The 13,517-nt window shown below is 55.6% G+C and carries 15 protein-coding genes and 1 pseudogene; 12 read left to right on the top strand and 4 right to left on the bottom strand.

Annotated elements, in window-relative coordinates; all coding sequences use genetic code 11:
* Positions 1-51: 51 nt before the first annotated feature.
* Positions 52-1,590 carry a murein biosynthesis integral membrane protein MurJ gene (gene murJ, locus L579_RS20255; RefSeq protein ID WP_021186026.1) on the top strand — a complete coding sequence of 513 codons (1,539 nt, stop codon included), beginning with the start codon at positions 52-54 and terminating at the stop codon, positions 1,588-1,590.
* Between the two features lie 120 nt (positions 1,591-1,710).
* Here the strand turns inward: murJ and flgN are convergent, their stop codons facing one another.
* The 3 genes from flgN to flgA form a co-directional block, all read right to left on the bottom strand.
* Positions 1,711-2,142: a flagellar export chaperone FlgN gene (flgN, locus tag L579_RS20250; protein WP_021186025.1), complete on the bottom strand. Its 432-nt coding sequence runs from the start codon at positions 2,140-2,142 to the stop codon at positions 1,711-1,713.
* A gap of 5 nt (positions 2,143-2,147) precedes the next feature.
* Positions 2,148-2,453: a flagellar biosynthesis anti-sigma factor FlgM gene (gene flgM, locus L579_RS20245; protein WP_021186024.1), complete on the bottom strand. Its 306-nt coding sequence runs from the start codon at positions 2,451-2,453 to the stop codon at positions 2,148-2,150.
* Between the two features lie 105 nt (positions 2,454-2,558).
* Positions 2,559-3,218 (bottom strand): flagellar basal body P-ring formation chaperone FlgA, encoded by a 660-nt coding sequence (gene flgA, locus L579_RS20240; RefSeq protein WP_021186023.1) that lies wholly within the window; start codon positions 3,216-3,218, stop codon positions 2,559-2,561.
* Positions 3,219-3,372: 154 nt separating this feature from the next.
* On the opposite strand from flgA, the gene flgB reads away from it, so the two are divergent.
* The 11 genes from flgB to flgL all read left to right on the top strand — a co-directional run bounded on the left by flgB (position 3,373) and on the right by flgL (position 13,281).
* Entirely contained in the window at positions 3,373-3,786 is a 414-nt protein-coding gene (flgB, locus tag L579_RS20235) for a flagellar basal body rod protein FlgB (protein WP_021186022.1), read from the top strand.
* Positions 3,787-3,788: 2 nt separating this feature from the next.
* Entirely contained in the window at positions 3,789-4,193 is a 405-nt protein-coding gene (gene flgC, locus L579_RS20230; RefSeq protein ID WP_013508642.1) for a flagellar basal body rod protein FlgC, read from the top strand.
* A gap of 12 nt (positions 4,194-4,205) precedes the next feature.
* A complete protein-coding gene (gene flgD / locus L579_RS20225) occupies positions 4,206-4,880 on the top strand; it encodes a flagellar hook assembly protein FlgD (RefSeq protein WP_021186021.1) in 675 nt (224 codons plus the stop codon).
* A gap of 26 nt (positions 4,881-4,906) precedes the next feature.
* Positions 4,907-6,127, top strand: coding sequence for a flagellar hook protein FlgE (flgE, locus tag L579_RS20220; protein WP_021186020.1), 1,221 nt, complete (start codon positions 4,907-4,909; stop codon positions 6,125-6,127).
* 20 nt (positions 6,128-6,147) lie between these two features.
* Complete coding sequence (locus tag L579_RS20215) at positions 6,148-6,906, top strand: flagellar basal body rod protein FlgF (protein WP_021186019.1); 759 nt, start codon at positions 6,148-6,150, stop codon at positions 6,904-6,906.
* Between the two features lie 16 nt (positions 6,907-6,922).
* Positions 6,923-7,705: a flagellar basal-body rod protein FlgG gene (flgG, locus tag L579_RS20210; protein ID WP_013508646.1), complete on the top strand. Its 783-nt coding sequence runs from the start codon at positions 6,923-6,925 to the stop codon at positions 7,703-7,705.
* Between the two features lie 62 nt (positions 7,706-7,767).
* Positions 7,768-8,478, top strand: a complete 711-nt coding sequence (locus L579_RS20205) for a flagellar basal body L-ring protein FlgH (protein WP_021186018.1) — start codon at positions 7,768-7,770, stop codon at positions 8,476-8,478.
* 9 nt (positions 8,479-8,487) lie between these two features.
* The gene (locus tag L579_RS20200; protein WP_021186017.1) at positions 8,488-9,594 is read left to right on the top strand and encodes a flagellar basal body P-ring protein FlgI; all 1,107 of its coding nucleotides are present in this window, start codon (positions 8,488-8,490) and stop codon (positions 9,592-9,594) included.
* Positions 9,594-10,535 (top strand): flagellar assembly peptidoglycan hydrolase FlgJ, encoded by a 942-nt coding sequence (gene flgJ, locus L579_RS20195; RefSeq protein ID WP_021186016.1) that lies wholly within the window; start codon positions 9,594-9,596, stop codon positions 10,533-10,535. Before L579_RS20200 ends, flgJ begins: the two co-directional genes overlap by 1 nt.
* 120 nt (positions 10,536-10,655) lie before the next feature.
* The gene (gene flgK / locus L579_RS20190) at positions 10,656-12,299 is read left to right on the top strand and encodes a flagellar hook-associated protein FlgK (protein ID WP_021186015.1); all 1,644 of its coding nucleotides are present in this window, start codon (positions 10,656-10,658) and stop codon (positions 12,297-12,299) included.
* A gap of 19 nt (positions 12,300-12,318) precedes the next feature.
* Positions 12,319-13,281, top strand: a complete 963-nt coding sequence (gene flgL / locus L579_RS20185) for a flagellar hook-associated protein FlgL (RefSeq protein WP_021186014.1) — start codon at positions 12,319-12,321, stop codon at positions 13,279-13,281.
* Positions 13,282-13,384: 103 nt separating this feature from the next.
* On the opposite strand, the pseudogene L579_RS24225 reads toward flgL, so the two are convergent.
* Positions 13,385-13,517 (bottom strand): annotated as a pseudogene (locus L579_RS24225) (IS110 family transposase); the annotation flags it as partial.

Raw genomic sequence — 13,517 nt, 5'->3', positions numbered from 1 at the left:
CCGCGCTAAGTTGCTCATTTATCCGACTCTTTTCAGGATGCGCCGCTAATTATGAATTTGTTGAAATCGCTGGCAGCGGTCAGTTCGATGACCCTGTTTTCCCGCGTGCTGGGCTTTGCCCGCGATGCCATCGTGGCGCGAGTGTTTGGTGCCGGAATGGCCACCGACGCCTTCTTTGTCGCCTTTAAACTGCCTAACCTGCTGCGACGCATTTTCGCTGAAGGGGCCTTCTCTCAGGCATTTGTGCCGATTCTTGCCGAATACAAAAGCAAGCAGGGCGAAGAAGCGACACGGGTATTTGTGGCCTATGTTTCCGGGTTATTAACTCTGGTGCTGGCGCTGGTGACGGTGTTGGGCATGATTGCCGCGCCCTGGGTGATTGTGGTGACTGCGCCGGGCTTTGCGGATACCGCCGATAAGTTTGCGCTCACCAGTTCGCTGCTGCGGGTGACTTTTCCGTATATCTTTTTGATTTCAATGGCGTCGCTGGCTGGGGCCATTCTGAATACCTGGAATCGATTTTCGGTTCCTGCCTTTGCCCCGACGTTGTTGAATATCAGCATGATTGGTTTTGCGCTGTTTGCCGCACCGCATTTCCATCCGCCAGTGATGGCGCTGGCCTGGGCCGTGGTGGTGGGGGGCGTGTTGCAGTTGTTCTATCAACTGCCGCATCTGAAGAAAATTGGCATGCTGGTACTGCCGCGTGTCAACCTGCGTGATGCGGGTGTCTGGCGCGTGATGCGTCAGATGGGGCCGGCGATTCTTGGCGTCTCCGTCAGCCAGATTTCTCTTATTATCAACACCATCTTTGCATCGTTCCTCGTCTCGGGTTCCGTCTCATGGATGTACTATGCCGACCGCCTGATGGAGTTTCCTTCTGGCGTGTTGGGCGTGGCGCTGGGGACTATCCTGCTGCCTTCGCTGGCGAAAAGTTTTGCCAGCAATAACCATGATGAGTATTCACGGTTGATGGACTGGGGGTTACGCCTGTGTTTCCTGCTGGCACTGCCGAGTGCGGTGGCGCTGGGCATTCTTTCCGGTCCGCTGACTGTAGCCCTGTTCCAGTACGGGAAATTTACCGCCTTCGATGCGGCGATGACGCAACGTGCCTTGATTGCCTACTCGGTCGGGCTGATGGGGTTAATTGTGGTGAAAGTGTTGGCTCCGGGTTTCTATTCTCGTCAGGACATCAAAACGCCGGTGAAAATTGCCATTATCACCCTGATCATGACGCAGCTGATGAACCTGGCGTTTATCGGGCCACTGAAGCATGCCGGGTTGTCGCTGTCCATCGGTCTGGCGGCCTGCCTCAATGCGGCACTGCTTTACTGGCAGCTGCGAAAACAACAGATTTTTCAGCCACAACCGGGCTGGTTTAGCTTTTTGATCCGTTTGTTGATCGCCGTGGTGGCGATGGCGGCGGCGCTGCTGGGCCTGTTGTATGTCATGCCGTCATGGGAAGTGGGACATATGTGGTGGCGTTTACTGCGACTGGCGGCGGTGTGTGCTGTCGGTGGCGGGGCGTATTTTGTGGTGCTCGGTCTGATGGGATTCCGCCCGCGCGATTTTGCCCGCCGTACGCAGGCATAAAAGCGCTTTGACCTTGCGTGATAAATCGCGCCGCTACAAAAATCCGGGCGCGATTTAACGCACAAAAAAACCGCCTCGTTATCAGCGATGGCGGTTTTTTTACATCTGGAACGCGGACGGTTACCCTTTGCGGCTCAGTGTTGACTGACCTTTACCTAATCCGTCCGGACCATAAAATGCCTGCGTTTGATGGGGCTTCAACACCGCTAACGCATCATCGGTAAAACGGATCTGCTGCTGTAGCAGCAAACCATTATGCGTATTGGCGTCACGCAGTTGACGCGTATGTTTCTGGATAGACGTCCAGCGGCGTGACATATCGCTGTTGCCACGATAAGGCGCCTGCGTACCGGTGCTTTGCTCGGTAGTCCGGCGCATCTCGTCAAGATAATTCAGCGTCGAGAGCAGCGCGCTTTTATCTTCGGTGATGCGCTGCAACAGGTTGCCGTTAATCAGGCCGGAAGCAAGTTGCTGCTGTTCTTCATTCATCACTTCGCGGAGTGAAGAGAGCACTTCCTGCATCTTATCTAATGTGGTCAACAGATTGTTCATCGGGATTAATTACCCTCTAAATACGCCTTAGTATCAGCAATCAACGCGTCGGCGATCTTGCCGGTATCCATTTTCAGTTCGCCATTGCGAATGGCGGTTTTCAGTTGCTCAACGCGCGCAGTATTGATGTCGCTGCTGCCGGGTTGTGTCAGCTGCGCCTGGGCAGCGCTCAGTTTCACCTGCGCACCACTTTCGCTGGTGCTGGTCGTGGCTGCGGTGCTGCTCTGGCGCACTTTGCTGCCGTTGTCCGTATTTTCACGGGTCTGAACAGTGCTCGGCGGCTGAATAGGCTGGGTTCTGTCGATGCTCATGGTCTTGCTCCTGTAAGGTCAGTTGGGGATAAGCCAACTGAGTCAGCATAGGGTAATTTCTTTGTTGCTTTCACTATCGGCAGAAAAACAGGGTTCTTTAGCGCTTTATAGCGATATAAGAATATTCCCATCCTCGCCGACCCGGCCGCTGACGACCTGACCATTACCCATCCGTACTCTGACCATCTGCGCGGTGGTCGCATTATTTAATGCCTTGCCTTCGCTACTGGCATCAAACCCGTTACCGCTGGCCACCACAATCACATTTTGTCCTGCTTTTACCCGCCAGGGCAGACGCACCATAGTGGCGGTTACCGGCTGCCCGGGGGTGATATCGCGCATGGCGATGGCATCGGCCACGTTATCGGTGGAGAACAGGGTTCGCGCGGGCAGCGTATCCAGCCGCCCGGATTGTAAACGAAAATCGCTGGCCGTGACGTTGCTGCCACGCATTAACTGATGATTTGCCACCAGATAAACACCGGTGACCTGCACCTGAACCTGTAAATAACGGCGATTCTGCCCGCAATTGGTGGCGATGCTCATGTTGCCCCACTGGCGACTGTTGCCGGGCAACACAATTTGTGGCGCAGCGCAGTCTGGCCACTGCGCTTGTGGCGTACGAATCACCACATTCATCCCTGCCGCGTGTTGCGGATCGCGCGCTTTAAAGTACTGCGTCAGCTGGGCCTGGAGATCGGCCGCCTGACCGGGCAGCGCCAGGGCCAGCAAAATTGGGGCCAGTAAGGTTGTAAATCTGCGCATAACACGCCTCCTGACTGAAGATGGCACTGAGTCTACTCCTCGCGCAAAAAAATCAATGTCAAAAATAGCCAATGTTTTTGGCGCTATTCAGACGATAGCCCTTGCTTTTCCCCAATTAAGCTGTCAGCTCGAAATTCTCATTCGCGGAGGAAGCATGCTCGACAAACTCGATGCCGCGCTGCGATTTGGTACAGAAGCCCTTAACTTGCGAGCGGAGCGTCAGGAGATCCTGGCATCCAACATTGCCAACGCCGATACCCCGGGTTACCAGGCTCGGGATATCGACTTTGCCAGCCAGCTCAGCAAGGTGATGGAAAACGGTCGCTCGGAGGGCAGCAGTCTGGCGCTCAAAGTGACGTCTGCCCGCCACATTGAAGCGCAGAGCGACGCTCAGCCGTCGATGGATCTGCTGTACCGCATTCCCGATCAGCCTGCCGCGGATGGCAACACCGTGGATATGGACCGGGAACGTACGCAGTTCGCCGACAACAGCCTGAAATATCAAACCGATCTCACCCTTATCAGTAGCCAAATCAAAGGCATGATGAGCGTTCTGCAGGGGCAATAACAATGGCATTGCTAAATATCTTTGATATCGCCGGGTCGGCTATGACGGCGCAGTCGCAGCGCCTCAACGTCAGCGCCAGTAACCTGGCTAACGCCGACAGCGTCACCGGGCCGGATGGTCAGCCCTACGTGGCGAAGCAAGTCGTGTTTCAGACCGATGCCGCGCCGGGTATGGCGACCGGTGGCGTCAAGGTAGCGGGGGTGGTGGACGATCCTTCCCCGGCGAAACTGGTGTATGACCCGGGCAATCCGATGGCTGACCAGAAAGGTTACGTCAAGATGCCCAATGTGGATGTGGTGGCAGAGACGGTGAACACCATGTCGGCCTCACGCAGTTACCAGGCCAACGTTGAGGTCCTGAACACCGTGAAATCAATGATGATGAAAACGCTGACCATGGGTCAGTAACGGAGAAACACAATGGGTATCGCGGTAGGCGTTAACGAAAACCTGGACCCCACGGTCCTCAGCTCCTCCAGCAGTAGCAGCACCGGTAACAGCGCAGAAGACTTACAAAACCAGTTTCTGACCATGCTGGTGACGCAGTTGCAGAACCAGGATCCGACTAACCCGATGGATAACAGCCAGCTCACCACGCAGTTGGCACAGATCAACACCCTGAGCGGCATTGAAAAACTCAATACCACGCTGGGTTCGATCTCCGGGCAGATCAGCACCAGCCAGAATCTGCAAAGTACCACGCTGATTGGTCATGGCGTGATGGTGGATGGCAGCCAGATTCTGGTAGGCAGTGGCACCACCACGCCATTTGGTGTGGAGCTGACCACCGCGTCAACCGCCACCACCGCCACCATCAAAGATTCAACCGGTGCAACCGTGCGCACCATTGATCTCGGCGCATTGTCGTCAGGCGTTCATACCTTCTCGTGGGATGGCACCCTGACCGACGGCTCAACTGCCCCGGATGGCAAATATACCGTTTCGATTGCCGCCAGCAATGGCAGCACCCAACTGGTGGCTCAGCCGTTGAATTACGCCTACGTCAGTGGCGTCAGTACAACGGATGACACCTCGACACTGGACCTCGGCACCATGGGCACCGCGACCCTTGATGAAGTACGTCAGATTCTCTAATTAACCTGTAACCCGGAGAAATTAACATGTCTTTTTCCCAAGCGGTGAGCGGCCTGGGCGCTGCTTCAAGCAACCTCGACGTCATTGGTAACAACATCGCCAACTCCGCGACAGCGGGTTTTAAATCCAGCACCATCGCCTTCGCTGACCTGTTCGCCGGTTCAGACGTTGGTCTGGGGACTAAAGTTGCAGCGGTGATCCAGAACTTTAACGATGGCACCACCACCACCACCAGCCGTGGTCTGGACGTGGCGCTGAGCGGCAACGGTTTCTTCCGTATGACTGACAGCAGCGGCGCGGTGTACTACTCGCGTAACGGTCAGTTCACGCTGGACGAAAACCGTAACCTGGTCAACACGCAGGGCCTGTACGTAACCGGCTATCCGGCCAGCGGCTCCCCGGCGACCATTCAGACCGGTGCTAACCCGGTGGCGCTGAGCATTCCGACCACCCAGATGTCAGCAAAAGCGACCTCCACGGCAACGCAGGTGGCGAACCTTAACTCCACCAGTGATATCCCGACGGTCACCACCTTTGATGCATCGGACGTTGACAGCTACAACGCCAAAAGCACCATGACGGTGTACGACTCTCAGGGTAACGATCACACCCTCGACATGTACTACGTCAAAACCGGTGATAACGCCTGGACCGTCCATGCTATCGACTCCACCACCGGGACTTCTGCGGGTGATTTCGACCTGACGTTTGACAGCAGCGGTAACCTGACCAGTGTGGGCGGCGTGACCGGTGCCACCACCGTAGCCCTGAGTATTGACGGGACCAACGGTGCAGCCGCAGGTCAGTCCATTACCCTGAGCATGCAGGGCAGTCTGCAACAGAACACCGGCACCACCACCTTCGGTAACCCGACTCAGGATGGCTATGCACCGGGCGATCTGACCACCTACACCATCAACGATGACGGCACCATCACCGGTACCTACTCCAACCAGCAAACGCAGCTGTTGGGTCAGATCGTGCTGGCGAGCTTCTCTAACCCGGAAGGGTTGCAGTCTGAAGGTGACAACGTGTGGAGCGCCACCAGTTCTTCTGGTCAGGCGGCGATCGGTACCGCAGGCACCGGCACCTTCGGTTCACTGACCGCAGGCGCGCTGGAAGCCTCCAACGTGGATTTGAGTCAGGAACTGGTCAACATGATCGTCGCGCAGCGCAACTATCAGGCGAACGCGCAGACTATCAAAACCCAGGACCAGATCCTCAACACCCTGGTCAACTTACGCTAATTCACTAACGGGATTGCATTATGGATCACGCGATATATACCGCGATGGGAGCCGCCAGCCAGACGCTGGAGCAGCAGTCCGTCACGGCCAGCAACCTCGCCAACGCCTCCACGCCGGGTTTCCGTGCTCAGCTGGAAGCGTACCGCGCGGTGCCGGTCAATGGCTGGTCGCTGCCGACGCGTACCCTGGTGACGGCCTCTACGCCGGGTGCCGATATGAGTGCAGGGGCGATGGACAACACTGGCCGCGCACTCGACGTGGCGGTGGGGCAGGACGGCTGGCTGGCGGTGCGTACCGCCGACGGCAGCGAGGCTTACACCCGCAACGGTAACATTCAAATCAGCTCCACCGGCATCCTGACAATCCAGGGCAATCCCGTGATGGGCGATGGCGGGCCGATTGCCGTGCCGCAAGGCGCTGAACTGACTATTGCAACGGATGGCTCCATCACCTCTCGTAACCCGGGTGATGCGCCCAATGCCACGGTGCAGATTGGTCGTCTGAAGCTGGTCACGGCGACCGGCCAGGAACTGCAACGCAGTGACGACGGGATGTTCCGTCCTACCGCACAAACCCAGGCTACACGCGGTGCGACGCTGGCGCAGGACGCCAACGTGCAGGTGTCGCCGGGGGTGCTGGAGGGCAGTAACGTTAAGCCCGTAGAAACCATGGTCGATATGATCGCCAACGCCCGACGTTTTGAGATGCAGATGAAAGTGATCTCGAACGTCGATGAAAACGAACAAAAAGCCAATCAGTTGCTCAACATGAGCAGCTAAGGCTGAGGACAAAACAATGATTCGTTCCTTATGGATTGCGAAAACCGGCCTTGATGCCCAACAAACCAATATGGACGTCATCGCCAACAACCTGGCGAACGTCAGCACCAACGGTTTTAAGCGTTCGCGTGCGGTTTTTGAAGACCTGATGTACCAGACCGTGCGCCAGCCGGGCACGCAGTCATCCGAGCAAACCACGTTACCGTCTGGTATGCAGATTGGTACCGGTGTGCGTCCGGTGACCACTGAACGTCTGCATACTCAGGGCAACCTGTCGCAAACCAGTAACTCAAAAGACCTGGCGATTAACGGTCAGGGTTACTTTGAAGTGCAGATGCCGGATGGCACGTCCGCCTATACCCGCGATGGTTCATTCCAGGTGGATCAGAATGGTCAGCTGGTGACCAACTCAGGTTATACCGTGCAGCCAGGTATCACCATTCCTGCCAACGCCACCAGCATCACCGTTTCGCGTGATGGCATCGTGAGTGTGACGCAGCAGGGCCAGACCAACCCGACCCAGGTGGGCCAGTTAACCCTCAGTACTTTTATGAACGACGCCGGTCTCGATAGCCTGGGTGAAAACCTCTATCAGGAAACCCAGGCATCGGGTGCGGCGACCCAGAGCACGCCTGGCCAGAACGGTGCCGGTTTGTTGTATCAGGGTTATGTGGAAACCTCGAACGTCAACGTGGCGGAAGAACTCGTTTCCATGATCCAGACGCAGCGCGCTTATGAGATCAACAGTAAAGCGGTCAGCACGTCCGATCAGATGTTAGCGAAGTTAACCCAGTTATAAATCTGGTGTCGTTGGGCCAGCCTGGCTGGCCTGATTAAGAACATGAAAAAGGTCAGAACTCCGTGGCGAAGCAAGTGATTCTCAAGCCTGGTCATTGGTTAGTAGCGTTATCACTACTGACATTAAACGGTTGTGCGCTGGTTCCACGCACGCCACTGGTACAAGGCTCGACAACGGCTGAGCCAACGCCTTCTGCGCCACCGGTGGTGAATGGTTCCATTTTTCAGGGCGTTGCGCCGCTGAACTACGGCTATCAGCCGCTGTTTGAGGATCGTCGACCACGCAATATCGGCGACACCCTGACCATTACCTTGCAGGAAAACGTCAGCGCCAGCAAAAGTTCGTCTGCCAATGCCAGTCGTGATGGCAGTGGAAGTTTTGGGCTGACTACCGTACCTACCGCGTTGAATGGTCTGGTCGGCGCGAGTGGGGAGAAGGTCGGTCTTGATGGCGAAGGCAAAAACGACTTCACCGGCAAAGGCGGTGCGACGGCAAATAATACCTTTACCGGCACTATCACCGTCACCGTGAATCAGGTGCTGTCCAACGGCAACCTGCGCGTAGTGGGTGAAAAACAGATCGAGATTAATCAAGGAACCGAATTTATTCGTTTCTCCGGTGTGGTTAACCCCCGCACCATCAGCGCCAGTAACGCGGTGCTGTCAACCGCAGTGGCCGACGCACGTATTGAGTATGTCGGCAATGGTTATATCAATGAGGCGCAGACGATGGGTTGGTTCCAGCGTTTCTTCCTGAACGTTTCGCCGATGTAAGAGGTTACGATGAAAATGAACACTCTGCTGCGTTTGAGCCTGAGCTTCCTGCTCGGATTCAGCCTTATCGCTCATGCTGACCGCATCCGCGATCTGACCACGGTACAGGGCGTGCGCGACAACCAGTTGATCGGTTATGGCCTGGTGGTGGGGCTGGACGGCACCGGTGACCAGACCACGCAAACGCCGTTTACCACACAAACCGTCAGCAACATGCTGTCGCAGCTGGGGATCACCGTACCTACCGGCACCAACATGCAGCTGAAAAACGTGGCGGCGGTGATGGTCACCGCCTCACTGCCGGCTTTTGCGCGTCAGGGACAAACCATTGATGTGGTGGTGTCGTCACTGGGTAACGCCAAAAGCCTGCGTGGCGGTACGCTGCTGATGACGCCGATGAAAGGCGTGGATAACCAGGTCTATGCGCTGGCGCAGGGTAACATCCTGGTCGGTGGTGCCGGAGCCGCTGCGGGTGGCAGCAGCGTCCAGGTAAACCAGTTGAACGGTGGTCGCATTACCGGTGGGGCCACGGTGGAACGTGAGCTGCAAAGCAACTTTGGTAGCCAGAGCACCATCAACCTGCAACTGAACAACGAAGATTTCACTATGGCGCAGCGTATTGCGGATGCCATCAATCGCGGTGGCTATGGTTATGCCCAGCCGCTGGATGCGCGTACCGTGCAAATTCGTGTGTCGCCGAATAACAGTTCGCAGGTGCGCCTGCTGTCGGATATCCAGAATCTGGATGTTTCCGTACCGCTGGAAGACGCCAAAGTGATCATCAACTCACGTACCGGTTCGGTGGTAATGAACCGCGAAGTGACGCTGAGTACCTGTGCGGTCGCGCAGGGCAACCTGTCGGTCACCGTCAATCAGCAGCAGAACGTCAATCAGCCGAATACGCCGTTCGCGGGTGGTCAAACCGTGACGACCAATCAGACGCAGATCGATATGCGCCAGAGTGGTGGTGCGCTGCAACACGTCAACGCCAGCGCTAACCTCAATAATGTGGTGCGCGCGCTGAATGCGCTGGGTGCAACACCGATTGACCTGATGTCAATTCTGCAATCAATGCAGAGTGCGGGCTGTCTGCGCGCCAAACTGGAAATTATCTGATGAGTGATACGCAATCGCTGATGAATGCGGCTTATGACAGCCGCTCGCTCAATGACCTGAAACGCGAAGCCAGTCAGGACCCGAAAGGTAAAGCCTTACAGGTGGCGAAGCAGGTTGAAGGCATGTTCGTGCAGATGATGCTGAAAAGTATGCGTGAGGCGTTGCCAAAAGATGGCCTGTTGAGCAACGACCAGACGCGGCTTTTTACCTCAATGTACGACCAGCAGATTGCGCAGGAGATGGGCAAACGCGGACTTGGCCTGGCGGAAACCATCGTCAAACAGATGCAACCCGCACAGGAACCGGATGAGCGTGCGGGTACCGTACCGATGAAGCTGGATAACAGCTTCATTTACAGCAGCATGGCGCCGATGCAGCTGGAACAAATGGTACGTAAAGCGATGCCGCGACTGCCGGTATCACCCGGCAGTTTATCCGGCGACAGCAGCGACTTTATTGCTCAACTGGCGCAGCCTGCCAAAGTGGCGAGTGACGAGAGCGGTATTCCACACCATCTGATTCTGGCGCAGGCGGCGCTGGAGTCCGGCTGGGGGCAGCGTCAGATTCTGACGCGTGACGGTAAACCGAGCTACAACGTGTTCGGTATCAAGGCCAGCGGTGACTGGAAAGGTGAAACCACCGATATCATGACCACCGAATATGAACACGGCGAAGCGAAAAAAGTACGCGCCACCTTCCGTGTTTACGGCTCCTATCTGGAGGCGCTGACGGACTACGTCAAACTGCTGTCAAACAACCCACGTTATGCCGCGGTCGCCAACGCGCAGACGGCGGAGCAGGGGGCACAAGCGTTGCAGGCTGCCGGTTATGCGACTGACCCGAGATATGCTCAGAAATTGGTGGGAATGATCCAACAATTCAAAAACATGGGCGAAAAAGTTGTGAAAGCGTACAGCCACGATTTGACCGATTTGTTCTGATTTTTTGCCTCAAGTTTCACTTAAGCACGCCGATAACCTTCATACAACCCGGGCGTTTCATCGCCCCGGTAACCGCACTGATGACAGCCAGCCCGGTGAACGGGAAATTAAGGAACCGAGATGTCCAGTATAATCAACTCAGCGATGAGCGGGCTGAGCGCCGCACAGGCCGCATTAAGTACCACCAGTAACAACATCAGTAACTATACCGTGGCGGGTTATACACGCCAGACGACGATCCTGGGGCAGGCGAACAGCACCCTGTCTGGCGGCAGCTATTACGGTAACGGTGTGAATGTGACGACTGTGCAGCGTGAATATGATGAATTCATCACTGCGCAGTTACGCAGTGCCAGTGCGACCTATAATGCGCAAAATACCCAATATTCTCAGATCTCAAATATTGACGATCTGTTATCGACCTCGACTACCAGCCTGTCAACGTCGATTCAGGACTTCTTCACTAACGTACAAAACGTGGTCAGTAACGCCGACGATCCGTCAGCGCGTCAGTCAATGCTGAGTAATGCTCAGGGATTGGTCAACCAGTTCCAGACGACAGCACAATATCTGACCAATATGCAGACCAGCGTCAACACCGATATCACCTCCAGCGTTGACCAGATCAATACCTACACCAGCCAGATTGCCAACCTCAACACCCAGATTGCCAAACTGACTACCGGTGATGGCACTGCGCCGAATGACCTGCTGGATCAGCGCGACCAACTGGTGAGCAGCCTGAATGATATCGTCGGTGTCACGGTGTCGCAGCAGGATGGCAGCTATATCGTTTCAATGGGCAGCACCACGCTGGTCAATGGCAGCAAAACCACTTCGCTGGTGGCGATGCCTTCCAGCAGCGACCCTTCACGTATCACCGTCGGTTATGTTGATAAGCAGGCGGGTAACGTAGAAATTGCTGAGAAAACCCTGACAACCGGTTCGTTGGGTGGTCTGCTGGCGTTCCGTACCCAGGATCTGGATACCGCTCAGAACCAGCTCGGCCAGCTTGCCGCAGCCTTTGCCACCAGCTTCAATACCATCCATAAAGAAGGATATGACAGCAACGGTGATCAGGGTACTGATTTCTTTAACATCGGCAGCCCGGAAGTCCTGAGTAATACCAAGAATACCTCCAGTGCCTCACTGACAGCGGAATGGACCGACACCAGCGCGCTGAAAGCCTCAAACTACACCGTCAGCTACGACGGCACCAACTGGTCGGTGACTCGTCAGTCGGACAACGTTAGCGTGACGGCGACGCAGGGAACCGATGCCGATGGTAACACCACGCTGAGCTTTGATGGTCTTCAGTTAACCGTAAGTGGTACGCCGGCGGCGAAAGACAGCTTCCTGGTAAAACCGGTGCAGAACGTGATTGGTGATATGTCAGTGGCGATCACCGATGAGTCGCAGATTGCGGCGGCAGGTGCGGTGGATGGTGCCAGCGATAATACCAATGCGCAAAAACTGCTGGATTTGCAGGACAGCAAACTGGTGAACGGTAACGCCACCCTGGCCGAGGCGTATGCCAGCATCGTCAGTACGGTGGGTAACAAAACCAGCACGCTGGAAACCACCAGTACCACTCAGGAAAGTGTGGTGAGTCAGTTAAGTGACCGTCAGCAGTCAATTTCGGGCGTCAACCTCGATGAAGAGTACGCCAACCTGACTAAATATCAGCAATATTACACGGCTAACGCGCAGGTGCTGCAAACCGCCAGCACCATTTTCAACGCGTTGATCGATAGCCTCGGCTAAGCAGAGAGGATAAAAAACCATGCGTCTTAGTACCAATATGATTTTTAACCAGCAGGTGCGCGGTATCACGGATTCGCAAGCTTCCTGGCTCAAAGTCGGTGAACAGCTCTCCAGCGGTCGCCGCGTGACTAACCCCTCTGATGACCCGATTGCGGCTTCGCGCGCTGTGGTGTTGTCGCAGACTCAGGCCAAAAGCGCTCAGTACGCCACCGCGCGTAGCTTTGCCAACCAGAGTCTGTCAATGGAAGAAAATACGCTTTCCAGCGTCACCAGCAGCATTCAGGATGCGCAGACCCTGATTGTTCAGGGTTCAACCGGTACGTTGAGTGATGATGACCGTGCTTCGATCGCCACGTCACTGGAAGGTATCCGCTCGCAATTGCTGGGTCTGGCTAACAGTAAAGACGGTAACGGTAACTATATTTTCGCCGGTTATCAAACCGATACCGAGCCATTCACTGATGATGGCACTGGCGTGACCTATGTCGGCGGCAGCGATCCGATTACGCAAAAAGTGGATGACAGCCGCACCATGTCGGTTGGCGATACCGGTACTTCGGTGTTTATGTCGATTACCAGCAACGCCAAAGCAGAACCGGACGGTAGCGCCAGTGAAACTAACCTGTTCAATATGCTCGACAGTGCGATTGCCGCGTTGAAAGTGCCACAGGACAACGCTGACGATGCCACAAAACAAACGTTCCAGGATGCGATGGATAAGACCAACCGTGGTTTGAGCAACTCACTGAACAACGTGCTGAGCGTGCGTTCTGCGGTGGGCTCAAAAATGTCTGAGCTGGACACGCTGGATGCGCAGGGTGATGACCGCGATACCATTATGGCGTCACAAATGAGTGACCTGGTGGATGTGGATTACACCTCGGCTATCTCCAGCTACACCATGCAGCAGACGGCGTTGCAAGCCTCCTACACGGTCTTTACCCAGATGTCGAAGATGTCACTGTTCCAATTGAATTCGTAACTGACCTGAAGATTTGAGCGTACTTAAACCGGGTGCGCTTGCTTTTTCCCACTGCCTTCACAGGCCGTGGGATTTTTTTTGCCAGTAGCTACCGTCTTGAACGTCAAGCGGTAGCTGCGTAATTTTCATCCCACTTCATCCGCGTTTTCAGCACCCCGAAGCACTGATGAACCAGCTTGCGCATCACCGCTCCAAGCGCAGCCTTGCTGGCTTTGCCCTTCGCGATTAGCCTCTGG

Source organism: Pantoea sp. AS-PWVM4 (assembly GCF_000468095.1).
Classification (GTDB): domain Bacteria; phylum Pseudomonadota; class Gammaproteobacteria; order Enterobacterales; family Enterobacteriaceae; genus Pantoea; species Pantoea phytobeneficialis.
This window is presented reverse-complemented; position numbering and strand designations above follow the sequence as displayed.